This is a genomic window from Undibacterium sp. GW821-FHT07F11 (assembly GCF_059418665.1).
Genome location: NZ_JBWKQH010000009.1, coordinates 156927 through 178144, shown reverse-complemented (window position 1 = coordinate 178144; position 21218 = coordinate 156927). Strand labels below are relative to the sequence as shown.

26 protein-coding genes are annotated in these 21218 nt (G+C 49.2%); 13 read left to right on the top strand and 13 right to left on the bottom strand.

The annotated features are described in order from the left end of the window. Positions 1-59: 59 nt before the first annotated feature. Complete coding sequence (locus tag AC07OI_RS22200) at positions 60-317, top strand: hypothetical protein (RefSeq protein ID WP_492708129.1); 258 nt, start codon at positions 60-62, stop codon at positions 315-317. 64 nt (positions 318-381) lie between these two features. On the opposite strand, the gene AC07OI_RS22195 is transcribed toward AC07OI_RS22200, so the two are convergent. Beyond that, positions 382-1038, bottom strand: coding sequence for a glutathione S-transferase family protein (locus tag AC07OI_RS22195; RefSeq protein WP_492708127.1), 657 nt, complete (start codon positions 1036-1038; stop codon positions 382-384). A 146-nt stretch (positions 1039-1184) separates the two neighbouring features. Between AC07OI_RS22195 and AC07OI_RS22190 the strand changes: the two genes are divergently transcribed. Then, positions 1185-2168: a helix-turn-helix transcriptional regulator gene (locus AC07OI_RS22190; protein ID WP_492708125.1), complete on the top strand. Its 984-nt coding sequence runs from the start codon at positions 1185-1187 to the stop codon at positions 2166-2168. Positions 2169-2762: 594 nt separating this feature from the next. On the opposite strand, the gene AC07OI_RS22185 is transcribed toward AC07OI_RS22190, so the two are convergent. Continuing rightward, entirely contained in the window at positions 2763-3386 is a 624-nt protein-coding gene (locus AC07OI_RS22185) for a glycoside hydrolase family 25 protein (protein WP_492708124.1), read from the bottom strand. Positions 3387-3732: 346 nt separating this feature from the next. On the opposite strand from AC07OI_RS22185, the gene AC07OI_RS22180 reads away from it, so the two are divergent. The 3 genes from AC07OI_RS22180 (at position 3733) to AC07OI_RS22170 (ending at position 5434) form a co-directional block, all read left to right on the top strand. Beyond that, positions 3733-4524 (top strand): substrate-binding periplasmic protein, encoded by a 792-nt coding sequence (locus AC07OI_RS22180; RefSeq protein ID WP_492708122.1) that lies wholly within the window; start codon positions 3733-3735, stop codon positions 4522-4524. Positions 4525-4677: 153 nt separating this feature from the next. Further along, the gene (locus tag AC07OI_RS22175; RefSeq protein ID WP_162040668.1) at positions 4678-4836 is read left to right on the top strand and encodes a DUF3096 domain-containing protein; all 159 of its coding nucleotides are present in this window, start codon (positions 4678-4680) and stop codon (positions 4834-4836) included. 73 nt (positions 4837-4909) lie between these two features. Continuing rightward, positions 4910-5434 (top strand): GFA family protein, encoded by a 525-nt coding sequence (locus AC07OI_RS22170; protein ID WP_495258725.1) that lies wholly within the window; start codon positions 4910-4912, stop codon positions 5432-5434. A 270-nt stretch (positions 5435-5704) separates the two neighbouring features. Here AC07OI_RS22170 and AC07OI_RS22165 read toward each other — a convergent pair whose 3' ends face one another. Further along, complete coding sequence (locus AC07OI_RS22165; RefSeq protein ID WP_492708118.1) at positions 5705-5899, bottom strand: hypothetical protein; 195 nt, start codon at positions 5897-5899, stop codon at positions 5705-5707. A gap of 320 nt (positions 5900-6219) precedes the next feature. Between AC07OI_RS22165 and AC07OI_RS22160 the strand changes: the two genes are divergently transcribed. Next, a complete protein-coding gene (locus AC07OI_RS22160) occupies positions 6220-6588 on the top strand; it encodes a glutaredoxin family protein (RefSeq protein WP_495258724.1) in 369 nt (122 codons plus the stop codon). 105 nt (positions 6589-6693) lie between these two features. Here AC07OI_RS22160 and AC07OI_RS22155 read toward each other — a convergent pair whose 3' ends face one another. Further along, positions 6694-7287, bottom strand: coding sequence for a hypothetical protein (locus tag AC07OI_RS22155; RefSeq protein ID WP_495258723.1), 594 nt, complete (start codon positions 7285-7287; stop codon positions 6694-6696). A gap of 111 nt (positions 7288-7398) precedes the next feature. Here AC07OI_RS22155 and AC07OI_RS22150 point away from each other — a divergent pair, with 111 nt between their 5' ends. Then, positions 7399-8409, top strand: a complete 1011-nt coding sequence (locus tag AC07OI_RS22150) for a helix-turn-helix transcriptional regulator (protein ID WP_495258722.1) — start codon at positions 7399-7401, stop codon at positions 8407-8409. 43 nt (positions 8410-8452) lie between these two features. Here AC07OI_RS22150 and ppnP read toward each other — a convergent pair whose 3' ends face one another. The 3 genes from ppnP to argF all read right to left on the bottom strand — a co-directional run bounded on the left by ppnP (position 8453) and on the right by argF (position 11343). Then, positions 8453-8767 carry a pyrimidine/purine nucleoside phosphorylase gene (gene ppnP / locus AC07OI_RS22145; RefSeq protein ID WP_110257441.1) on the bottom strand — a complete coding sequence of 105 codons (315 nt, stop codon included), beginning with the start codon at positions 8765-8767 and terminating at the stop codon, positions 8453-8455. A gap of 72 nt (positions 8768-8839) precedes the next feature. Beyond that, positions 8840-10072 carry an argininosuccinate synthase gene (locus tag AC07OI_RS22140; RefSeq protein ID WP_110257440.1) on the bottom strand — a complete coding sequence of 411 codons (1233 nt, stop codon included), beginning with the start codon at positions 10070-10072 and terminating at the stop codon, positions 8840-8842. A 356-nt stretch (positions 10073-10428) separates the two neighbouring features. Next, on the bottom strand, positions 10429-11343 hold the full coding sequence (argF, locus tag AC07OI_RS22135; RefSeq protein WP_492708109.1) for an ornithine carbamoyltransferase: 915 nt from the start codon (positions 11341-11343) through the stop codon (positions 10429-10431). A gap of 510 nt (positions 11344-11853) precedes the next feature. Here argF and AC07OI_RS22130 point away from each other — a divergent pair. The 5 genes from AC07OI_RS22130 to AC07OI_RS22110 are packed head-to-tail and all read left to right on the top strand — an operon-like array spanning position 11854 to position 16264. Then, a complete protein-coding gene (locus AC07OI_RS22130) occupies positions 11854-12513 on the top strand; it encodes an SGNH/GDSL hydrolase family protein (RefSeq protein WP_492708107.1) in 660 nt (219 codons plus the stop codon). Between the two features lie 19 nt (positions 12514-12532). Then, entirely contained in the window at positions 12533-13189 is a 657-nt protein-coding gene (locus AC07OI_RS22125; RefSeq protein ID WP_495258721.1) for an alginate O-acetyltransferase AlgF, read from the top strand. A 35-nt stretch (positions 13190-13224) separates the two neighbouring features. Then, entirely contained in the window at positions 13225-14607 is a 1383-nt protein-coding gene (locus AC07OI_RS22120; protein WP_495258720.1) for an MBOAT family O-acyltransferase, read from the top strand. A 9-nt stretch (positions 14608-14616) separates the two neighbouring features. After that, on the top strand, positions 14617-15753 hold the full coding sequence (locus tag AC07OI_RS22115; RefSeq protein WP_495258719.1) for an alginate O-acetyltransferase AlgX-related protein: 1137 nt from the start codon (positions 14617-14619) through the stop codon (positions 15751-15753). A gap of 25 nt (positions 15754-15778) precedes the next feature. Next, the gene (locus AC07OI_RS22110; protein WP_495258718.1) at positions 15779-16264 is read left to right on the top strand and encodes a 2'-5' RNA ligase family protein; all 486 of its coding nucleotides are present in this window, start codon (positions 15779-15781) and stop codon (positions 16262-16264) included. A 22-nt stretch (positions 16265-16286) separates the two neighbouring features. Here the strand turns inward: AC07OI_RS22110 and AC07OI_RS22105 are convergent, their stop codons facing one another. From AC07OI_RS22105 to AC07OI_RS22085, 5 genes are read right to left on the bottom strand one after another with little or no spacing between them, the layout of a single operon-like run. Further along, positions 16287-16922, bottom strand: a complete 636-nt coding sequence (locus AC07OI_RS22105) for an SMI1/KNR4 family protein (protein WP_495258717.1) — start codon at positions 16920-16922, stop codon at positions 16287-16289. A gap of 2 nt (positions 16923-16924) precedes the next feature. Further along, positions 16925-17491 carry a hypothetical protein gene (locus tag AC07OI_RS22100; protein WP_495258716.1) on the bottom strand — a complete coding sequence of 189 codons (567 nt, stop codon included), beginning with the start codon at positions 17489-17491 and terminating at the stop codon, positions 16925-16927. 5 nt (positions 17492-17496) lie between these two features. Then, positions 17497-18402, bottom strand: coding sequence for a ribosome small subunit-dependent GTPase A (gene rsgA / locus AC07OI_RS22095; RefSeq protein ID WP_495258715.1), 906 nt, complete (start codon positions 18400-18402; stop codon positions 17497-17499). After that, positions 18402-18752: a 4a-hydroxytetrahydrobiopterin dehydratase gene (locus AC07OI_RS22090; protein WP_495258714.1), complete on the bottom strand. Its 351-nt coding sequence runs from the start codon at positions 18750-18752 to the stop codon at positions 18402-18404. Before AC07OI_RS22090 ends, rsgA begins: the two co-directional genes overlap by 1 nt. A 10-nt stretch (positions 18753-18762) precedes the next feature. After that, positions 18763-20022, bottom strand: a complete 1260-nt coding sequence (locus AC07OI_RS22085; RefSeq protein ID WP_495258713.1) for a M48 family metallopeptidase — start codon at positions 20020-20022, stop codon at positions 18763-18765. 42 nt (positions 20023-20064) lie between these two features. On the opposite strand from AC07OI_RS22085, the gene orn reads away from it, so the two are divergent. Next, positions 20065-20661: an oligoribonuclease gene (gene orn, locus AC07OI_RS22080; protein WP_492708095.1), complete on the top strand. Its 597-nt coding sequence runs from the start codon at positions 20065-20067 to the stop codon at positions 20659-20661. A 95-nt stretch (positions 20662-20756) separates the two neighbouring features. Here orn and AC07OI_RS22075 read toward each other — a convergent pair whose 3' ends face one another. Next, positions 20757-21191, bottom strand: a complete 435-nt coding sequence (locus tag AC07OI_RS22075; RefSeq protein WP_495258712.1) for a VOC family protein — start codon at positions 21189-21191, stop codon at positions 20757-20759. Between the last annotated feature and the right edge of the window lie 27 nt (positions 21192-21218).

The following is a 21218-nucleotide window of genomic DNA, read 5'->3' as shown; positions in this document are numbered from 1 at the left end:
GCATAGGGCGCACATGATATTTAAATGCAAGCTGGCATTAAACTGTACAGGAGTGATCTATGAGTGACGGTTTCAATAAATTGGCTGAGATGCAGGAAGCTAATCTCGGTCTGGCTGCCAAGGTTATCAAGTTTGCCGGTTGGGGCATAGTTATACTAGGTGTGCCTTTATTGATTTTCCCGCCGGTAGGCTTAAGCTGTTTTGCTATGGGAGCCTTGCTAATCTGGGGATCGAAAAGAATGCAGTCCATGGGTAAAGTCGGGGCAGACGTTTTACGAGACATTGCTGCCAATCAAAGCAAGGCAAAAGATTCCTGAAGCAAATCCTGCCACACAGCCCGGATCAATGTCCGGGCTGATATTTTTATTTCCTTGCAGTAGCTCAGGCAGGCTTGGTTTCACTGACGATGCGCTCATGTTCTGCCGCCCAGGCAGCATCGATGGCACCGACTTTGACAAATGCAGGACGACTGCAGACACGTTCAATATAACTCATGACGACTGGGGATTCAGGCACCAGCTTGAACATGGTGCCCCAGCGCAAGGCATTACCCCAGAGTACATCCGCTGCCGTGAATTGCTCGCCCAATAAATACGGGCCTTTTTCCAGTTGCGCCTTGATGATGCCCAGCATGGTGTCAAAATCACCGTAGGGACACATGGATGGCGCTGCTGGCGGATGTTGTGCAAACTTGTCGACCAGTGCCGGCTCATAGCAGGCCGCATAGTACGCCATCCAGCGCAGATAGGGGCCGCGCAACTGGCTACCCAGTGCCGGTGTCAAACCAGCCTGAGGGAACAGATCTGCCAGGTATAAAAAGACTGCAACCTGCTCCGTGATCAGCTCACCGCGATGCTGTACCGCAGGGACTTTTCCCATGGGGTTGATAGCCAGGTAGGCGCTTTGTCTTTGCTCACCAGCCTTCATATTCAAGACATGCAATTGATAAGGCGCCCCCAATTCTTCCAGCAAGACCAGAGCACCAGTAGCGCGTGTTTGTGGGGAATAGAACAGGGTGATGTTGTCTGTATTGCTCATGATAAGACCTTTCATTTTTATCGCGGTGGCGGAATTGCCTGGCCGTTGATATAAGAATATGCCTCCATACCTGACATCTTTTGTCAGGTTGGTATAATATTTATTAATATTTAAGCTTAGTGCAAAAAACGAGAATTTTCCCAGCCATGCGCGCCAGCCGACTCATCTCCATCCTGACTATCCTGCAAGCACGCGGTTTTGCTACTGCACCTGAACTGGCTGATGAATGTGCGGTCAATCTGCGCACGATTTATCGTGATATTGATGCCATGAGTGAGGCCGGTATCCCCATTTATAGCGAACGTGGTTCAGGTGGTGGTTATCGCTTGCTGGATGGTTATCGCACGCAATTGAATGGCTTGTCGGCCAAGGAGGCTGAAGCGCTGTTCATGAGCGGGCTGGCGGGGGCTGCAACCGATATGGGGCTGGGTTCAGTCATGATGGCAGCACAAAACAAATTGCTGTCAGCCATGCCAGCTTCCTTGCGCGAAGGGGCGCAGCAAATGCGCTCACGCTTTCATCTTGATGCGCCTGCCTGGTTTGGACAGTCAGAGCAACCCCTGCATTTACCCAAGGTAGCAGATGCAGTTTGGGAACAAAAGCGCATACAGATACGCTACCAGAGCTGGAAAGGTGTCAAGGAGCGTATCGTTGAACCACTGGGTCTGGTCATGAAGAGCGGATCCTGGTATCTGGTGGGGCAGGTGGACGACAACCCACGTACGTACAGAATCTCACGCATGCTGGAACTATCCGTTCTCGAACAGCGCTTTGAGAGACCGGCGCCCTTCGATCTGGCAGCCTACTGGCGTAAATCTACCCAGCGTCTGGAGCAGGACATGCACAGGAATATGGCAACCGTGCGCCTGTCACCAAGAGGGGTGAAATTCAGGGAGCACTTTCTGTCTCCCTATGTTTTTTCTGAAATGCAATTGGCCAGTGAACTTGACGAGGACGGCTGGTGCAGGGCGACCATGCCTGTCGGTTCCCTGATGATGGCTTGTGCCGAGATCTTGCGTTTTGGCGAAGATGCTGAAGTGCTTGAGCCGCCCGAGTTGCTAAGCAAGGTGAGGGAGCACGTCGCGAAAATGGCGGCGATCTATAGCAAGGCGGTTAGTCAGTCCTTATAAATCCAGAACAGACAAAAAAAGCCCACAACCGTTGCCAGTTGTGGGCGAACACCTTTGGAGAGGAATACCTTAAGCCCTGGAGAGTAAACCTCGCTCTCCTAAGGCAAAAAAATGAAAAAATCAAATCGAGAATTAATTATATACATTTTATCGATAAAATGTCGATAAAATGATTTTGTTGTGGCTTTTATGGGATTCTCTTCATGCGTTTGCTTGAAGGTGATGCTGGTGGGAAAGTTTAAAGCTCGTTGAACTTGCCGTTTTTTATGCTAATGGTCATCGGGTCAACGATCAGTCTTTTCAATCAGTATTACTGATGCCGCATGCAATTGCTGACCAGGGGCATAAGGTTCAGGAGTTATGGCTAGAGACTCAGTTTTTTAATCCGCTGTCATCGAGTAGCACAGTTGTCAGTTATTCAGAGGGTAAGTGATATGAGGGTTTTAAGAATATGTAGAACTCATTCTTATTTTGGAATGAGTTCTAATAAATGAGTGTGAGCAAATGAATTCAAAGAAATGAATTCAAATAAATGGCTTTAAATAATTGCGTCAGACAATTCAATCTGGCTCAAGCTGTGAAATTTGCAGTAATTTATTTATGCGCGGCAAAAGCCAGCAGGTCAGCCATGGAGCCCGCAAAGATATCGGTATCTACACTTCCTGTAATGCCAGCTACGCTACCAGATTCTGAATTTTGCCAGAATGTCCATTTACTCCAGCCAGTCGGTATGGTTGGCTGTGACGCACCATACTGTGCAATCCACAGCGCATATCTGGAAAAGCTATTGTTCATGTTCTGGTTCCAGAAAGACGGGCCGGTATAAATCATCGGCGTACGGCCCAATGCCTGTTCTACTGTGTTGAGCCATATTTGTACATTGGCGGCCAGCGTCGCAGTACCAAAATTACCTTTGTTGATCTCAATATCAATAACCGGGGGCAAGTCACCAACTGCAAGGCTGCCTACTGCCTTGATGAAATTATTCGCCTGGGTCACCGGGTCGTCGTTGCTTTCATAAAAGTGATAAGCCCCACGCAATAATCCTGCTGCCTTCATGCCTGCCCAATTGGTCTTGAACTGAGGGTCAGTATAGGTATTACCATCTGTGGCCTTGGCAAAGGCAAAGCCTATTCCGGCATTTTTGACTGAAGCCCAGTTGACTGCGCCCTGATAATGGGACACATCAATTCCTTGCACGGTGGTGTTGGTCGCCATACTTTTCTCCACTGATAAATTCTAGATGAAATAGCTAGGCAATAAGATAACAGGAATATTGTGATTTATGTAAAAACAAGCTATTTTTCATAGCTGCCCTGTGATCTTTGTCTTGAATGTGCTGTTCTTGCTGCCTAGACTTATCAGAACCTGCTTCCGATCTTAAGCACGAGCGTGATCGGGGCTCATGTGCCGCGCAAAATGCTCATGTACTTAAGTACATTCCGCTTTTTGTGCTGCGTTTTTGTTACCCCGACCCCGCTGACGCACGCTCGCTACAGATCGCAAACAGATTCTCAGAGAAAATGTACAAGAAGAGTTTCCATTAAAGATGAGGGACCAGATCATGAAAGCCTTATTGCTCATGTTGTTTGCTCTGGGCTTGCCAGCATCTGCAGCAGATATTATCGAAGTCAGCATTTATGCTGATGAATCCTATCCGCCATACTCATACAAGGAGAATGGTGAAGCCAAGGGCATTTATCCTGCCATCTTCAGTAAAGCTTTTGAACGCATGCCAGCTTATAAGGTGCAAATCAAGCCAGTGTCCTGGAAGCGCGGGCTCATGCTGATGGAAACCGGCCAGGGGCTGGCCTTGTTTCCGCCCTATAACCGCCCTCTGGAACGTCCTTATATTACTAATTCTGAACCCGTCCTGACTGAGCAGGTAGTGGCTTTTTGCAGTGAAAATTCCATGAAAGGCAGAAAGCATCCGGCAGCATGGCCAGATGATTTTCACGGTTTGAAAGTTGGCGTCAACGCGGGATTTAATATTGGTGGCGACAAATATAAAAAAGCCGTCAAGGATGGCAAGATGTTTGAAGACCAGGCCCCCAGTAATCGCTCCAATATACTCAAACTTTTACTCGGTCGCATAGACTGTTATGTCAATGACCGCCTGTCCATTTTATGGGAGATGGAACGCATCAAGGCCGATGGCGTGTATGCCGATACCAGCCAGACCATCGTCGAAGCAGCGGTCATCAATCAGGAACTGGCTTATTTGGGATACACCAGTCGTGACAATGGACGTTATCCCTATAAGGCTGATTTTTCCCGTGCACTGAACCAGATTTTGACCGATATGAAAAAATCAGGAGAGATACAGAAAATAGTGGAGGAGGTGCTGAGCAAATAATAGCGACAGGATTTTTCTGCCTGGTTAAAGGCGGAGTAAAAACGAGGTGCTTGAGGCTTGAACATCCCGTGACTCTGTGGAACTATATGGCATGCATGACGAGCAAGACCGCCATGCATCGCCACCTTTTCAATAACCATAGAATAGCTATACATGAACATACACCTGTCCCTCATGCCCATCCTTGCACTCGTTGCAGGCATCTGTATACTGATCAAGCCCAAACTGGTCAGCTTCATCGTGGCACTGTATCTGATTGCCATTGGCCTGATAGGCATTTTGGGCCTGGGGCGTTTTGGTTTGCATTTGTAAGTAACGACTGTCATATTTGAACAGAATTCGCAACCTGATCAGGCAAAGGCAGACGACACAAAGGATACTCAAGATGACAGTTGCATCGATTTATCCACTCGAAGGCGCTTGTGATTGCGGTCAACTGCGCTATCGCATGCTTACTGCACCACTGATCGTGCATTGCTGCCATTGCCGCTGGTGCCAGCGCGAAAGTGGTACTGCCTTTGCCCTGAACGCAGTGATAGAAGCTGACCGCATACAAAATCTTGGGGGCGAGCCAGAAATGGTGGATACGCCATCAGCAAGCGGCAAGGGCCAGCTATTTGCCCGTTGCCCGACATGCCGCGTCGCTATCTGGAGTAATTATGCTGGTGCCGGCCCGCTACTGCGTTTCGTAAGGGTAGGGACACTGGATCAGCCAGATTATTTGCCTCCAGACATTCATATTTATACTGAATCAAAACAGCCCTGGGTCAATCTGGCCGGAGGGGTGCCTGTGATGGCTCAATACTATGACAGAGACTTATATTGGTCCGCAGCCAGTCTTGAGCGAAGAGCAGTATTATTGCCGCAAATTGAGGCTTACCAGGCCAGGAAAATCTTAGAGGCTGGTTAGTACCGTTACTGCCAGGGGCAATTTGATTGGTGGCAGGCTATTCCCAGTAATTGCATTGATACCCTTGCCTGTCAAAGGCAATTTTAAAAGCGATCATACAGATGCACTGTTTGCTGTCGCTGTAATGACGAATGTCAATAGTGCCAAGCCTATTGGATGTGCGGACTGCAGACTTGCGGGAGATTGAAAATCTTGCAGAGCAGCCTGGCTTGCGCACCGTCGCAAGCACCAGGCTGCTTGATTATTTTTGTACCTTGATCAGAGCTGATCTTAAACTACGCACCAGGCACAGCGATAGATCGGTTTATGGAACAGGGTACAAGAATCTTGGTTGCCATTCTGGCATTCCTCATACCAGGCAATGCAAGCCTCACATGGGATCAGGGCAGATGCACTGCCTGCGAAACCGAAAGAAATACCAACGCCAACAAAAAATGTAAACAATGCTTTTTTCATTTTGCTCATTACTGACTCCTAAGGTTGTTTGAAAGTCAAATGCCGTGGTATTGAGAGTAATCTCAATCCATTGATATTATTTAAACGATGTCATCAAGTCAATATGTATTTATTGAATATACTTATTTAATATTTATATTGACAATGTTTGCTTGGGCGGAATATCGTTCACTACTATTTGCGATGAAATCTGGCCTGCATTTCAGCCAGTATTTCAGCTCATATTTGTTTGCTTGTTATTGAAACTCCTCATTAAAACTTGTTAGTGACACTCATGCTGCAAAGTAGTTGACCAATCGATGAAAGATGGAAAAATGCTAAAACAGAGAATGAAATCAATAGCCTCTTATATTTTGATACTTGCTGCCGGTTTGGCTGTAGGGCTGGCTGCGGCGAACGTCCCACGCTGGCTGACTCCCGCTTATATCGAGGGTGACTACAGCACTTATTTCCCTGACGCCAAAACGAAAGTTGTGCTGTATGCAACGGCAACTTGCCCATATTGCGCCAAGACTCAGGAATACCTGAAAGCAAAAAATATCGCTTTCTTGAAAATGGACATTAACGAATCTGAAAAAGCCAGACAAGATTTCAAGCAACTGAAGGGCGAAATGGTGCCCATGATTTTGGTCGGTAACCGTCAGATTCGTGGTTTCAATCCTGAGGTGCTGGATTCAGCTCTGGAAAAAATTCATTGATGCTTTAAAGGGCATGAGCGCGGCGGGGTGAGCATTGCCGCCCGCCACCCCGCTGCATATAGATAGCTGTTAGCAAGCCATTCGCTAGCTGGTTGAATCCTGGGCTTAGCTCATGCGCACCCAATCCATGATCCAGTTGTCTTCCCAGGTTTTTCCACCATCGCGGGAGGCTGCCTGTTGCCAGCGGCAAGTCGTGGCCGAGATATTGTCCCAGATGCCGCGCACTTTAATGGGTTTGCCTTCCTCTTCTTCGTCTGAAACAAATAAGCCGACACCATTCTCAAAACCGCCGATGACACCGGGCGGCGTAAGCACGCCTGCGCGCCCATTTACCCAAAAGTCTGACCATTGTTTGTTTTTAACATCCAGCATGCGCAAGCCCATCCCGCTGAAGTTACGTGCCGGTATACGCAGTTCTTCAACGCTGACGACACCGCCCAGTATGCTCCAGCAAGTGGCTTCGCCTTCAAATACATCCCATTCTTTGGTAGCACGGTTTTTCAAACGCCTGTGACCGATCTTCCATGAGCCGCTGAGAAAATCAAACTCTCCCGGCTTGCCATTGTGCTGTTTCTTGTCCATAGGTTTTTTGCTTTCTGTTGCGGCTGCCGCTTCATTGGCAGCTAATTGACTGACTGCGATACCTGCTGCGGTTTGCAGCAAGATTCTTCTTTGCGGATCGTGGCTTGTTGCGCTCATGGCGTATCTCCTTGATTGAGCTTGTGAATTGAGCTTGTTCTGAAAAGCGTAGCCATGATAGGCTGCAATTCATGACAAAGAATGTCAGGAATTATTCAAGGGTTATCAATTATGCGTGCCAGTCGTTTGCTTTCCATCCTGATCTTGCTGCAATTGCGCGGCAGAGTGGCTGCCGAAGCACTGGCGGCAGAGTTTGAAGTCTCAGTACGTACGATCTATCGTGATATCGATGAACTTAGCGCCGCTGGCATACCGGTACAAAGTGACCGTGGACCACATGGCGGTTTTCAGCTGATGGTAGGTTATCGCAGCCAGTTTACCGGCCTGGAAAATGACGAAGCAGAAGCCCTGTTCATGATAGGCCTGCCAGGGCCTGCGATTGCGCTGGGCTTGGGAAATGCTGCCACGCGTGCCAGCCGCAAGCTCATGGCATCATTGCCGCCCAGTTTGCGCGAAGGCTCGCGCCGCATCGCTGATTGTTTTCACCTCGATACCAATGACTGGTACCGCAGTGAACAAAGCGCCATTGAGTTACCGCGCATTGCCCGCGCCGTATTGGCGCAGCAGAAATTGCAGACCAGTTATGAAAGCTGGTCTGGCTTGCGTCAATGGCAAATGGAACCCTTGGGTCTGGTTCTCAAGGCAGGTGCCTGGTACTTGGTGGCGAATAGCCAGAGCCGTGCCAGTAGCCCTAAAAAAATCCGCATCTTCAAAGTTGTGCATATCACCGACATGCAAGTGCAGGATGAAAATTTTGACAGACCTGATGACTTTGACTTGCCAGATTTCTGGAATGAAGCGACAGCAAGGTTTGAAGCGGAACTGAGATCAAACAATGCACATCTGCGTGTGTCAGCTACGGGCCTGGACAGGATAGCCAAGCTGGGGGTCTTTGCTGCGCAAGCGGTAGAGAATCAGCGTGATACTTCAATTACTCCAGAATCAGATGCGCCCTGGCAAACCATCAATTTGCCCATAGAAACCATAGAACATGCGGCGCAAATGCTATTGGGAATAGGGCCGGAGCTGGAAGTTATCGCGCCGCTGGCACTACGCCAGCGTTTGCGGGAATTAGCCTGGCAGTGCTATCAATTAAATGGTGATGCAGCTTGCCAGGAGTAACTGACAGAAGCAGGCTGTAGATATCAATGCCTGCTAGCTTAGCTTAAATAAAATGGCAAACGTAATCCAGCGTCTCAATAGTTTCAATATCAAAAGTTGAATTGGCCGGTACATTGAATTGCTGGCCAGCTTCGTAGGTATTCCATTCAGTTTCGCCTTTAAGGCGGATGCGGCATTTGCCCGCATTCAGTTCCATGATCTCGGCTGCAGCAGTATTGAACACCAGGCTGGACGGGAAGATGACGCCTATGGTTTTTTTGCTGCCATCGGCAAACAAAACCGTGTGGGATACGCATTTGCCATCGAAATACAGATTGGCTTTTTTAACGACGCTGACTTGATCAAATTGGGTAGACATTTTTTAGATTCCAAGAAAAAACGACCCGCGCAAATCAATGGACGGGTCGTTGGGGATAATAAACTCTGGTGATTACTGACCGCGTTTTGCGCGGGCATTGGCTGCAATACGCATGCGCAATGCATTCAGTTTGATGAAGCCACCAGCGTCGGCCTGGTTGTAGGCGCCGCCATCTTCATCAAAGGTTGCGATGTTCATGTCGAACAGTGAATCGGTTTTGGAATCGCGCGATACCGTGATGACATTGCCCTTGTACAGCTTCAGGCGTACCCAGCCATTGACTGTGTGTTGGGTATGGTCAATCAGGGTTTGCAGCGCGACGCGCTCTGGTGCCCACCAGTAGCCGTTATAAATCAGGCTGGCGTAACGTGGCATCAGGTCATCTTTCAGATGGGCGACTTCACGGTCCAGGGTGATGGATTCAATGGCGCGGTGGGCACGCAGCATGATGGTGCCGCCCGGCGTTTCATAGCAGCCGCGGGATTTCATGCCGACATAACGGTTTTCAACCAGGTCCAGACGGCCTATGCCGTGCTTGCCACCGAGGCGGTTTAATTCTGTCAGCACGGTTGCTGGCGACATGCGTACACCATTCAGGGCGACGATGTCACCGCGCTCAAATTCTACATCCAGGTATTCTGGCTGGTCTGGTGCGGCTTCAGGGCTGACAGTCCAGCGCCACATGGATTCTTCGGCTTCTGCACTTGGGTTTTCCAGGTGGCGACCTTCAAAGCTGATGTGCAACAGGTTGGCATCCATGGAGTAGGGCGCGCCACCATTTTTATGCTTCTGGTCGATTTCTATGCCTGCATCTTCAGCATATTTCATCAGTTTTTCACGGGACAGCAAATCCCATTCGCGCCACGGGGCAATGATCTTGATGCCTGGCATCAGCGCATAGGCGCCCAGCTCGAAACGCACCTGGTCGTTACCCTTGCCAGTCGCGCCGTGGGAAATGGTGTCCGCACCAGTTTCTTTGGCGATTTCGATGAGGCGTTTGGCGATCAATGGACGGGCGATGGAGGTACCCAGCAGGTATTCACCTTCATATACCGTATTGGCGCGGAACATAGGGAAAACGAAGTCGCGCACGAATTCTTCGCGCACATCATCGATAAAAATATTTTCAGGCTTGATACCAAACTTGATGGCTTTGGCGCGTGCCGGTTCCAGCTCTTCACCCTGGCCCAGATCGGCAGTGAAAGTGACGATTTCGCACTGATAATTATCTTGCAGCCATTTCAAAATGACTGAGGTATCCAGACCGCCTGAATAGGCAAGGACGACTTTTTTAGTATCGCTCATGATGTGCTTTCAAAAATAAATAATAAGGGAAGACCGAAAAGATCACCACAGATGCAAGAGGAAGGAGAAGATTCTGGTAGGAATCTTCCGTTTCGCATTCGAATGGCATGCCATTCGAATGCACTGCTACATCACAGAGAAAAGTATGAGGAAAAACATCATAATTTTCAGCCTCTTTACTTCGATGGTAGAGATTTATTTGATCTTGCCTTTCCAATACAAATACGATTTAGCAGAGACAACAATTCATACGCACAGGTTTAACTGATTAAAGAGTAATCGTCTTTCAACAAGATTTTCTCTGGTTTTTCCTCTGTGTCTCTGTGCTGAGAGGTCTTTTCCAAAAATTTACCGCATCAGCGGATTTCACCAACTACCAAATATTCGAGCAAGGCTTTTTGCACGTGCAGGCGGTTTTCGGCTTCGTCCCAAACTACTGATTGCGGGCCATCTATCACACCGGCAGATACTTCTTCGCCACGGTGCGCGGGCAGGCAGTGCATGAACAGGGCGTCAGGATGGGCGCGTGCCATCTTGGCTTCATCGACTATCCAGCCATCAAAGGCTTTCAGGCGAGCCTGGTTTTCATCTTCGTAACCCATGCTCGTCCAGACATCAGTATTGACGAGATCAACACCTGCGCAGGCGTCAGATGGGCTGTCAAATACCGTGTATTGCGATTTATCTGCCGTCACCTGAGACATGTCCATGTCATAGCCCTTGGGCGTGGAGATATGCAGATGGAAATTGAATACCTGAGCTGCCTGCAACCAGGAGTACAACATATTGTTGGCGTCACCTATCCAGGCCACTTTTTTACCCGTGATGGAACCACGGTGCTCTATATAAGTAAATACATCGGCCAGTACCTGGCAGGGGTGATGCTGATTGGTCAGGCCATTGATGACGGGCACGCGCGAGTTTGCAGCAAAGCGCTCTATCATTTCCTGCTCAAAGGTGCGAATCATGATGATGTCACACATGCGTGACATGACCTGGCCTGCGTCTTCTACCGGCTCGCCACGGCCCAATTGGCTGTCGCGGGTATTGAGGTAAATCGCAGCGCCGCCCAATTGATGCATGCCTGCTTCAAATGACAATCGGGTACGGGTGGAATTTTTTTCGAACACCATGACCAGAGTTCTATCCAGTAACGGGTGATAGGTCTGATAAGCCTTGAAGCGCTGTTTGATAATGCGGGCACGCTGCATCACGTATTCAAACTCGGACAGGGAGAAATCGGAAAACTGCAGGAAATGTTTGATAGCCATAAATAAAACGGGCAGCAAGTTAAGCTTGCCGCCGCTTGTCATAACTGCTTAATTATAAGGGATTAATCGGGGCTTCCCATATTAAATTCTGGGAGCAGGCAGGTTTGACCCTTTTTACTTGGGATTTGCCTGCCAATGAAGCTGCCGGACTTCTAATTATTGCCCAGCCTAAGCTTAGCATTATTTGTGTCAGTTTGGACGTGCCGGACTTTTAATTGTCGGGATATTGCAATTTATTCAAAGTTTCCCTGAGAAAATTGCATTTGTGAACTTTCGTCAACTAGCTGGAATTTCATATTGGTTTGTTTAAACTAGATTTCATTGCTGTATTTGCATAAATATGAGTGATAAGCGCCGAGGTTGGGCGACATTCGCAGTAAATTGTAAGCAAATGCAACCAAGTGTTAATAAATGCAAAATCCAAAACTGGAATTCGCCAGTGTGTCGGTTTAAAAGATGACATGCAAAAAAGCGAATATTTTTAAAATGAATTTGTAAGGTGAACAAAATATGAGCGCACTGCTAGCCGGACTGACCGTCCTGATTATTGGCGATAGTCACATGTCCACTCCAGACTACCTGATTACTACATTGCATGACGACTTGATGAGCAAGGGTGCTGTGGTGTATTCCTTTGGTGCCTGCGGTGTTGCAGCTGGTGACTGGATGGTGAAGAGTCAATCACCTTGCGGTGGTGCTACACGCTTCAAGGATGGTCCGGTAGAAGTAAAAACTGGTCAGGATGCCATGACCCGTCCTTTCAATGAACTGGTGAAAACCTACAAACCTAATCTGGTTGTGGTGGTCAATGGCGACACCATGGCTTCGTATGCTGCGCCTGAATTACCCAAGACCTGGATCTGGCAGCAAGTGTCGCGCCTGACCAAAGGTGTCAAAAACAATGCAGTAGGCTGCGTATGGGTCGGCCCGGCATGGGGTACTGAAGGCGGCAAGTTCAACAAGACCTTTGCCCGCGCAAAAGAAATGTCAGGTTATTTGTCCGAGATCGTCGCTCCCTGTACATATATTGATTCCCTGACCATGTCCAAACCGGGTGAATGGGCATCGTCTGATGGCCAGCATTTTGATCTGGCTGGTTACAAAGCCTGGGGCGCTGCAATTGGCAATGCCATCTCTTCTCCTGCGGTTTTGCAAAACATTAAAAAATAATTACGGACTCTGACCACTCATGAAAAAGCTTATCTTTGCTTGCCTGACTTCAGCCTTGACTCTGGCAGCGCATGCTGACAACCCTTTGTATGAAACCGGGCCTGCCCAGGATTCATCCTTTGTCAGGTTCCTCAATGCGAGCGAAGATAAAGCCAGTGTGGTCAATGGAGCAGCCAAAGTGGCTTTGGCTGCTCAGGGTGATGGCAGGGTTTCCCGTTTTTATCCAGTCAAGGCAGGTGCCAAACTGGCTGCCAATGTGCAAGTCGGCAGCGCAAAAACAGCGGTGGAAGTTGTCGCCAAACCAGGCGAATTTGTCACTATCGCCATTGTCAGTAGCGGCACCGGCATAGCAACAGTGGTAGTCAAAGACTCGCCTACGGATTTCAATGCCAGTAAAGCCTCTGTTGCCTTGCTCAATCTGGACAGCACTTGCAGTGCCGCCGGTTTGAATGTGGCAGAAAAAAATACAGCAATACTGGAAGCTGTTAAACCAGCCAGTCTTCAGCGTCGCCTGGTTAACCCCATCAGCCTGAAAACTCAGGCGATATGCGATGCCAGGGATGCTGGCAAAACTGTGGACCTGGGTCAGCTACAACCAGGTGAACGTTATAGCGTGGTTCTCATGCCTGGCAAAAAAGCGCGCCAGACTTTCTTTGTACGCGACAGTACGTCCTGATCTGAATACGGGTTCTGGCTATGGTATTTGCGTCTTTGGAGTTCCTTACACTCTTCCTCCCTTTATTTTTTGCGCTTTATCTCGTCACGCCCCAGCGTTTTCGTAACCATACTTTATTGGTCGGCAGCTGGCTGTTTTATGCATGGTGGACTCCCAAGTTCTTATTGCTGATCATTGCTTTGACGGTGCTTGCATGGGGCGCAGCAATACTGATAGACAAAAGCCAGAACGAACAACGCAAAACCCGTTTGATGGTGATTGCCATCGTCCTTAATCTGTCTTCGCTGGTGTGGTACAAATACACCAATATGCTGGTGTATTCGCTCAATACCATCCTGACTGGCCGCGACATGCCCACCATACCGTGGGAAAACCTGATGCTGCCGATAGGCTTGTCCTTCACGGTCTTGCATGCGATTTCTTATATTGTCGATGTGCGCCGCAAAACTGTCGATGCGCAATACAGCATCATTTCTTTCAGTGCCTATATGGCCATGTTCCCGCATTTGATCGCTGGCCCGATTGTACGCTACAAGGTCATCGACACCGAATTGCGTGAACGTGTTTTTTCCATCGACAAGTTTGCTGCCGGTGTGCGCCGTTTCATGGTTGGCTTCTCAATGAAGGTCCTGATTGCCGACACTTTGTCACCCATCGTCACCCTGGGATTTGGTTTGCATAATCCCAGTTTGATCGATGCCTGGACTGCTTGTGCCGCCTATACCCTGCAACTGTATTTTGACTTTGCCGGTTATAGCGCCATGGCCATAGGTCTGGGCTTGATGCTGGGTTTTGACTTCCAGGAAAATTTCAATAATCCTTACCTGGCCGTATCGATACAGGATTTCTGGCGGCGCTGGCACATGACTTTATCGTCATGGCTGCGTGATTACCTGTACATCAGCCTGGGTGGTAATCGTGGTGGCCCAGCCCGCACTTACATCAATCTTTTGCTGACCATGGCCATAGGTGGCCTCTGGCACGGCGGCGAGAACTGGAACTACCTGATCTGGGGCATTATCCAGGGCACGGCCCTTTGCTGCGACCGTGCGGTTACCCAGCGTGGTTTGTCCATGCCTGATTACTTGTCGCGGACCTTGACCTTGTTTGTCGTCATGCTGGCATGGACAGTGTTCCGTGCAGAGAGTTTTGCCACTGCCACTGATATCTGGGCTGGTCAGTTTGGCTTGCATGGTGTTGCCATGGGCGACGCGATTGCCCAGGCGTTGCGCCCCAGCATTCTCCTGACCTTTGTGCTTGGCCTGATCTGCGTTGTCTATCCCGCTACCAAAATAGGTAAGCAGGGCGGCCTGGGTTTTGCTGGCTGGAGCATGACCTGGCCAGTGCTGACTTTTGCTTACGCCGTCGTGGTTCTGGCCGGGCAAAAAGCGATTCCCTTCCTGTATTTCCAGTTTTAGGAGATCATCATGAGTGAGTGTTTTAGTTTTGATCCCAAAAAAGCAGGCTGGACACGCTTTATCCCTGTCGCTGCTTTTAGCGTCATCATGTTGGGTGGTTTTGCCGTTACCCAGACGTCGTTACGCGATGTGCCAGAAGAAAAATGGGAGGGCATGGGTAAGATTAGCCGACTACTGGATGGTGAGGCAACACGGCAGTTTTCAACCCAGTTGAATGAGCACTTCCTGTTAAGCAAACCGTTTGCAAAAATTGAGCGTGGCGTGACGTGGACTATAGCTGGTGACACCGGTGCTTCTGTACGTCGTGGCTGCGACGGTTGGTTGTTCCTGTCAGATGAACTGACACCTTATGCACATGCTGCAGAGAATGCCGCCGCCAGGGCCAGGATTATCACCCAGACTGCTACTGACCTGCAAATTCGCGGCATCAAACTGGTGGTTGCCGTAGTACCTGATAAAACCCGTATCGAAGAAGATCATCTGTGCGGCTTGCACCGCCCTGCAGGATTTGCCGATCGTTTGAATGACTGGGTCAGCACACTGGCAAATAATAAAGTCGAAGTGCTGAACTTTGCACCGGCGCTGTCAGCCTTGACGGGCGAGCGTTATTATCGCAGTGATTCTCACTGGAACGAGCGCGGTGCCAACGTCGCAGCGACGACCCTGGCAGATCGCCTGCAATCTTTGAAGTTGGTCGAGAGACCGGCAGTAGCACCTGACCCCAGAGCCATACAAAGCAATACGACCGAGCGTTCTGGTGACTTGATGCGTGTCTCCAATCTTGAAGGCTTGCCTGCATGGATGCGCCCTGCCACAGAAGTCACCCAGGTCAGCAAGGTTGCCCCCGTAGCAGTCGCCAGTGATGATTTGTTTGGTGATGCAGGCTTGCCAACCGTGGCATTGGTTGGCACATCGTTCAGCCGCGCAGCGAATTTCGTTCCTTTCCTGAGCCAGCATCTCGGTGCTCCGGTCGCTAATCTGGCCAAGGATGGTGGTGATTTTGATGGCGCAGCTTACGCTTATCTGAACAGTAAAGAATTCAAAACCCAACCACCTAAAGTCGTGGTTTGGGAAGTGCCAGAACGCATGCTGCAAAAAACGTTGACGGCATCAGAAAAAAAATGGCTGGAGACTTTTAAGTCATAATCCCGATTTGCCTGTGATTTCAGCCATGCTAAATTCACGTCAGCAGTTGAGCATGTTTGTACCTGTGCAAGCCGCTATAGCGTTGAAACAAGTGCGGCGGCTAGTCGATCCTTTGCAGAGCAGTCTTATCCCGGCACACATAACTTTATGCCGCGAAGAAGAACTGAGGGATTTACCTGCGATCAGGAGCAGGCTGCAAAACATACACATGCCTGCCATATCCCTGAGTTTTGCTCCCGCAGAAGTATTCTATGAACACGGCCTGATCATGCATTGCATAGCCGGAGAGGACGCATTTCTTCATCTGCGTGAACTTGTGCTGGACTCAAAAAACATCAAGTCACAGCGCCCGCACCTGACTCTGGCCCACCCCAGAAACCCAAAGGCTTCAGTTACAGCCAGCCTGTCCACACCATTGCAGTTTGTTTTTCCCAGCATTTGTCTTATAGCGCAAAATGGCAATCATCCCTGGAGAGTTCTGGAGACTTATGCATTGAAGGGAGGAGTTTAGATGCGTGCCAGGAGCAGGCACTTTAATACAGCCACTTCTTCACCAGCTCATGCCCATGGCGCTGGGCAAGAAGGTCAAGACCTGCTTCTTCATCCTCATGTATTTCTGCAAGGCAGCGTATCATCAGCACATCGAGGTATTCTTCCACTGAAGTGAAGAAGGGGTTGAGTATGCTGCCATCATCGTGGTCAAAATAAAAGACTTCACCGCTGTCACGGAGAAAGCAAAACATATTGCCGTTACCCAGGTAGTCACCAAAGACTACCATGTCTTCAAACAGCTCCAGCACTTGCTCATCTTCGTGTTCCAGCATATCAACGATGCCCGGATATGCTTTCAGTAAAGGCTGGATAGGGGTGTCACTATCCGGGCTGATACTGCATAACTTTTCTGCCAGCGACAAGGCACCAAATTCACGGTGGTAAGCTTTTAGCGCGGGTGGTAGTTGGCAAGACAAGCGCTGCTCCAGATCAAGCACTTCAAATTCACTGACCGGGGCAAATTTGGCCTGGCTCACATGCCCTTCCCACAGTGCCGCGTAAGCGGTGATGACAGCTCGGTACCAGTCTGTACGGCTGGATGCCGAGTCCAGTACTGGCCAGCACAACTCCGGACAACCAGCTGGTGGCCAGATGTCTGCCGGTGAGTTCTCTTGCATAGTCAATTGCACACCCTCTTGTCAGATGCAGTAAGTACTTTGGCCTGGCTAATCAGTAATTGATATATGGGATAGGGCCAGTGCTCAAACAATTTCAGTTTGCCACGTACAGGGCAGCTTGATGTCGCAAAAAGTTTGCCGGAGTCTATTCGCATAAATTCCATCTTGAACTTGATGTCTTCAGCAAAAGGGTTTTCTACTTCCAGCATCATGTCTTTTTGTTTTTTCATCTGCGCGAATTTGAATACCAGCGTACGCTCCGGGTGTTTATTGCTGCTGACTGCCTGTTCCAGCTTGACGGTACCATTGACTATGTTGGCTTCGATGAATATGGATTCACCTGGATAAACGGTGACAAACTCATTTTCCAACAGAACAGGGAGCGGAGTCTCAGGCTCATTTTCATATTGATGCGTAGCATCAATATACAGTTTGAAGTTTGGTTTGCGACATAAAGTCTGTTTGCAAACTTCTTCCAGGCTCAAAGGAGCGACAGGTGCTTGTGCATGAGAGGTTTGCATAACCAGGCAAGACAGCAGGCTTGCCAGTCCATATTTGAAAAATTTCATTTGCCTTAATAGCCTATGGTTTGCTTGGACTCATGCACCAGTTGTTCAAACATATCATGCCGCATGGTAGAAATCTCCCCGTCCTTAACGGCTGCCAGAATTGCACAGCCAGGCTCAGTATGATGGTGGCAATTATAGAATTTGCATTTGCCCAGATGTGGCAAAAATTCAGGAAAGGCGCGTTCCAGCATACCTTCGCTGAGGTGATGCAAGCCAAATTCCTGGAAACCTGGTGAGTCGATCACATAGGAGTTCTCATCCATGTGATACAAGCGGGTGAAGGTGGTCGTGTGTTTTCCGGTGTCCAGCGCCGCCGAGATTTCGCGCGTCGCGATTTCTGCATCGGGAATCAGCAAATTGATCAGTGAAGACTTGCCCATACCAGACTGGCCGATGAGGATAGTGCTTTGGCCCTGCATCAGATTGTGCATGAGCTGGCGGGTACCTTCCGGGTCGGTCCTGACAGATACTTCATGTACCGGGTAGCCCAGCTTTGCATACAGGCCAACGCGCTCTCTTGCCTTGGGCAGGGAAGCAGTGACATCGACCTTGTTCAGGATCAGGTGCGGTTTGATGCCGGACGATTCCGCCGCCACCAGGGCGCGTGATACCAGGTCATCGGTAAAGCTGGGTTCAGTAGCAACGACAATCAGCAATTGCGTCAGGTTCGCTGCCAGCATCTTGGATTTGTACTGGTCAGAGCGATACAGCAAAGTCTTGCGCGTGGTGATAGCTTCTATCACGCCCTGGTTTTTGGATGTCAGTGCATATTCAACAATGTCGCCAACCGAGACATCGCTTTTCTTGCCACGGGTGACGCAATGGAGTTTGATCTGCTCACCGTCAATTTCTGCCTGTACCAGGTAATGGCGGCCATGGGCGGCAATGACTAAAGCCTGTGAACGCGCCATCAGGAAAAACTCTGTTGAAAAATAGCGTCTATCTTGGCGGCGCAGATGAAATCATTCTCTGAAATGCCGCCCTTGCCATCATTGACGGTATGCGTATCAAACTTGATGACGCAGCGGTTATAAGTGACGACCAATTCAGGATGGTGATCTTCTGCGTGTATCACATAGGCAATTGCATTGATGAAGGCCAGGGTTTCATAGTAATTCTTGAACTGGAAAGTTCTGACAATGCGCGGGCCATCCTGGGTCCACTCAGGAGTAGCAGCAAAATAGGCTGGCAGACTGGCGTCATCCAGGCCGGTTTCTGTGTGCTGGGATTTTTTCGCCAGCAAGTCTGTAAATTTGATCATGATGTCTCCGTTATTGTGCTGCCAGCAGGTGGTTGATACGCACCGACGCTGATGGGTGTGAGTCATAAAACGCTGAGTGCAAAGGGTCAGGCGTCAGGGTAGAGGAATTGTCGTCATACATTTTGACCAGCGCAGTGACAAGGTCATTGGCATTCGTGTGTTTGGCGGCAAAAGCATCGGCTTCAAATTCATGTTTGCGCGAGGTGATTGCGCTCAGCGGTGAAAACATGAAGGTAAACACAGGCAAGACCAGCATGAACAAGATAATGGCCATCGCATCATTTTGTGCCAGTAGCATAGGGTCAACGCCCAGGCCAGTGTAGAACCAGATTTGTTCTTTAAAAAAACCCAGCATCGCCATGAAAACCAGCGACAAAGCAAACATGACGGCCATGCGCTTGATGATATGCTTGAGTTTGAAATGACCTAATTCATGTGCCAGCACCGCTTCAATTTCATTTGGGGCGAGGCGTTCCAGCAGGGTGTCATAAAACACGATGCGCTTGGCGCCACCAAAGCCTGAGAAATAGGCGTTGCCATGACCAGAGCGTTTTGATCCATCCATGACAAAGATACCTTTTAGCGCAAAGCTGACGCGTTTACTGAGGTTTTCTATGCGTTCGCGCACTTCTTCATTGTCCAATGGCCAGAACTTGTTGAACAAGGGGGCAATCACGACCGGGAAAATCAGCATGATCAACATCTGGAAACCTATGAAGAATGCCCAGGCATACAGCCACCACAGGCTGCCTGCTTTTCCCATCAGAGTCAGGATTACCCAGATCAGTGGCAGACCCAGCACTGCACCTATCAGAGCATTCTTGACCATGTCAGTGAAAAACAGGCCCAGCGTCATTTTGTTGAAGCCAAATTTTTCTTCCAGCACGAATTGCGAATAATAGCTGAAAGGGAATTCGATCACGCTGCTGATGATGGTAAATGCCACCAACAGGCTGATCTGATACCACATGCCGGGGCCAGTGAGCTTCACCAGATGCACGGACAGCCATTGCAAGCCGCCAAACAGGGTGAAGCCTATCAGCACGGCTGCATTCAACAGCAGCATGACCATGCCCAGTTTGGTCTTGGCAATGGTGTAGTCTGCCGCCTTTTGATGGGAGGCCAGACTTATCTTTTCTGCGAATTGTGCAGGTACAGCCGCACGGTTACGCAGGATGTGCCGGATATGGCGTGAGGCCAGCCAGAACTGAACAATCAGCGTCAACAGTAGGAAGAAAACGAATAAAACCGAAAAAACGGATGAAATCATGGGAAAATGTGACATTCGATAAGTAATAGCCAAGGAAGAATTATGTCACAAGCGACCGACATTCAAACAAACACTGCAAATCCTGCCACGCCTGCCCGACCAAATGAGTTGAACCTGATCTGGCTGGATATGGAAATGACAGGCCTGGACCCAGATACCGATCGTATCATTGAGGTGGCCGTAGTGGTAACGGATTCACAATTGAATGTACTGGCAGAAGGCCCCGTATTTGCAATTCATCAATCTGATGAAACCCTGGACAAGATGGACAACTGGAATAAGGGTACACATGGCCGTTCCGGCCTGATTGAGCGCGTAAAAGCCTCTACCGTGACGGAAGCTGATGCCGAAGTTGCCCTGATCGCCTTCCTGAAAGCCTTTGTGCCGGCAGGTAAATCACCAATGTGCGGCAATACCATTTGCCAGGACCGTCGCTTCATGGCGCGCGGCATGCCCAAGCTGGAAGCTTTCTTCCACTACCGTAATCTGGATGTATCGACATTAAAAGAGTTGTGCCGCCGTTGGAAGCCGGAACTGGCATCCGGCTTCAAGAAGCATCAAAAGCACACGGCACTGGCGGATATTCTGGAATCCATTGAAGAGTTGAAATACTATCGCCAGCATTTCATTAAAGAATAAGCTGTATTCACCAAGCTTGTAGCAAATAAGCAAAAGCCAGGCTGAGACCTGGCTTTTGCTTTATTTTTGCTTTATTTTTGCTTATTTGAGCGGCCTCAGAACAGCACCAGCTCTTCATAGGGTTTGATTTTCAAACTATCGAGTCTTGATTGCAAATCACCAACATGCAATTCCAGCTTGTGTCCGTCAGGGTCAAGCAGATAAAGCGAATCACCTTCGCTTTTATTGATTTTCCACAGCGTAAATTCGCCTGCATCTGCCATTTGCGTAAAAATGGCAAAGGACGCCAGGCTCACAGAAAATGCAGTGTGGGTATATTCAGGGAGAATGCCGGTACGACAATCCTGGTCCAGCGAGAGGCAAATCCAGTCATTGCCTGCCTCCAGATAGGCACCACTTTTCCAGCGAGCGACCGGTTTCAGCCCCAGCACATCCACATAAAAATGGAAAGAGCGCCCCAGGTCAGTGACCGAGAGCGTAATATGATTCAAGCCCGTGACAGTTGCCGCGGACTTGTTCAAATCAGGCATGCTGATCTTTAAGGGATTTTGCAGGCG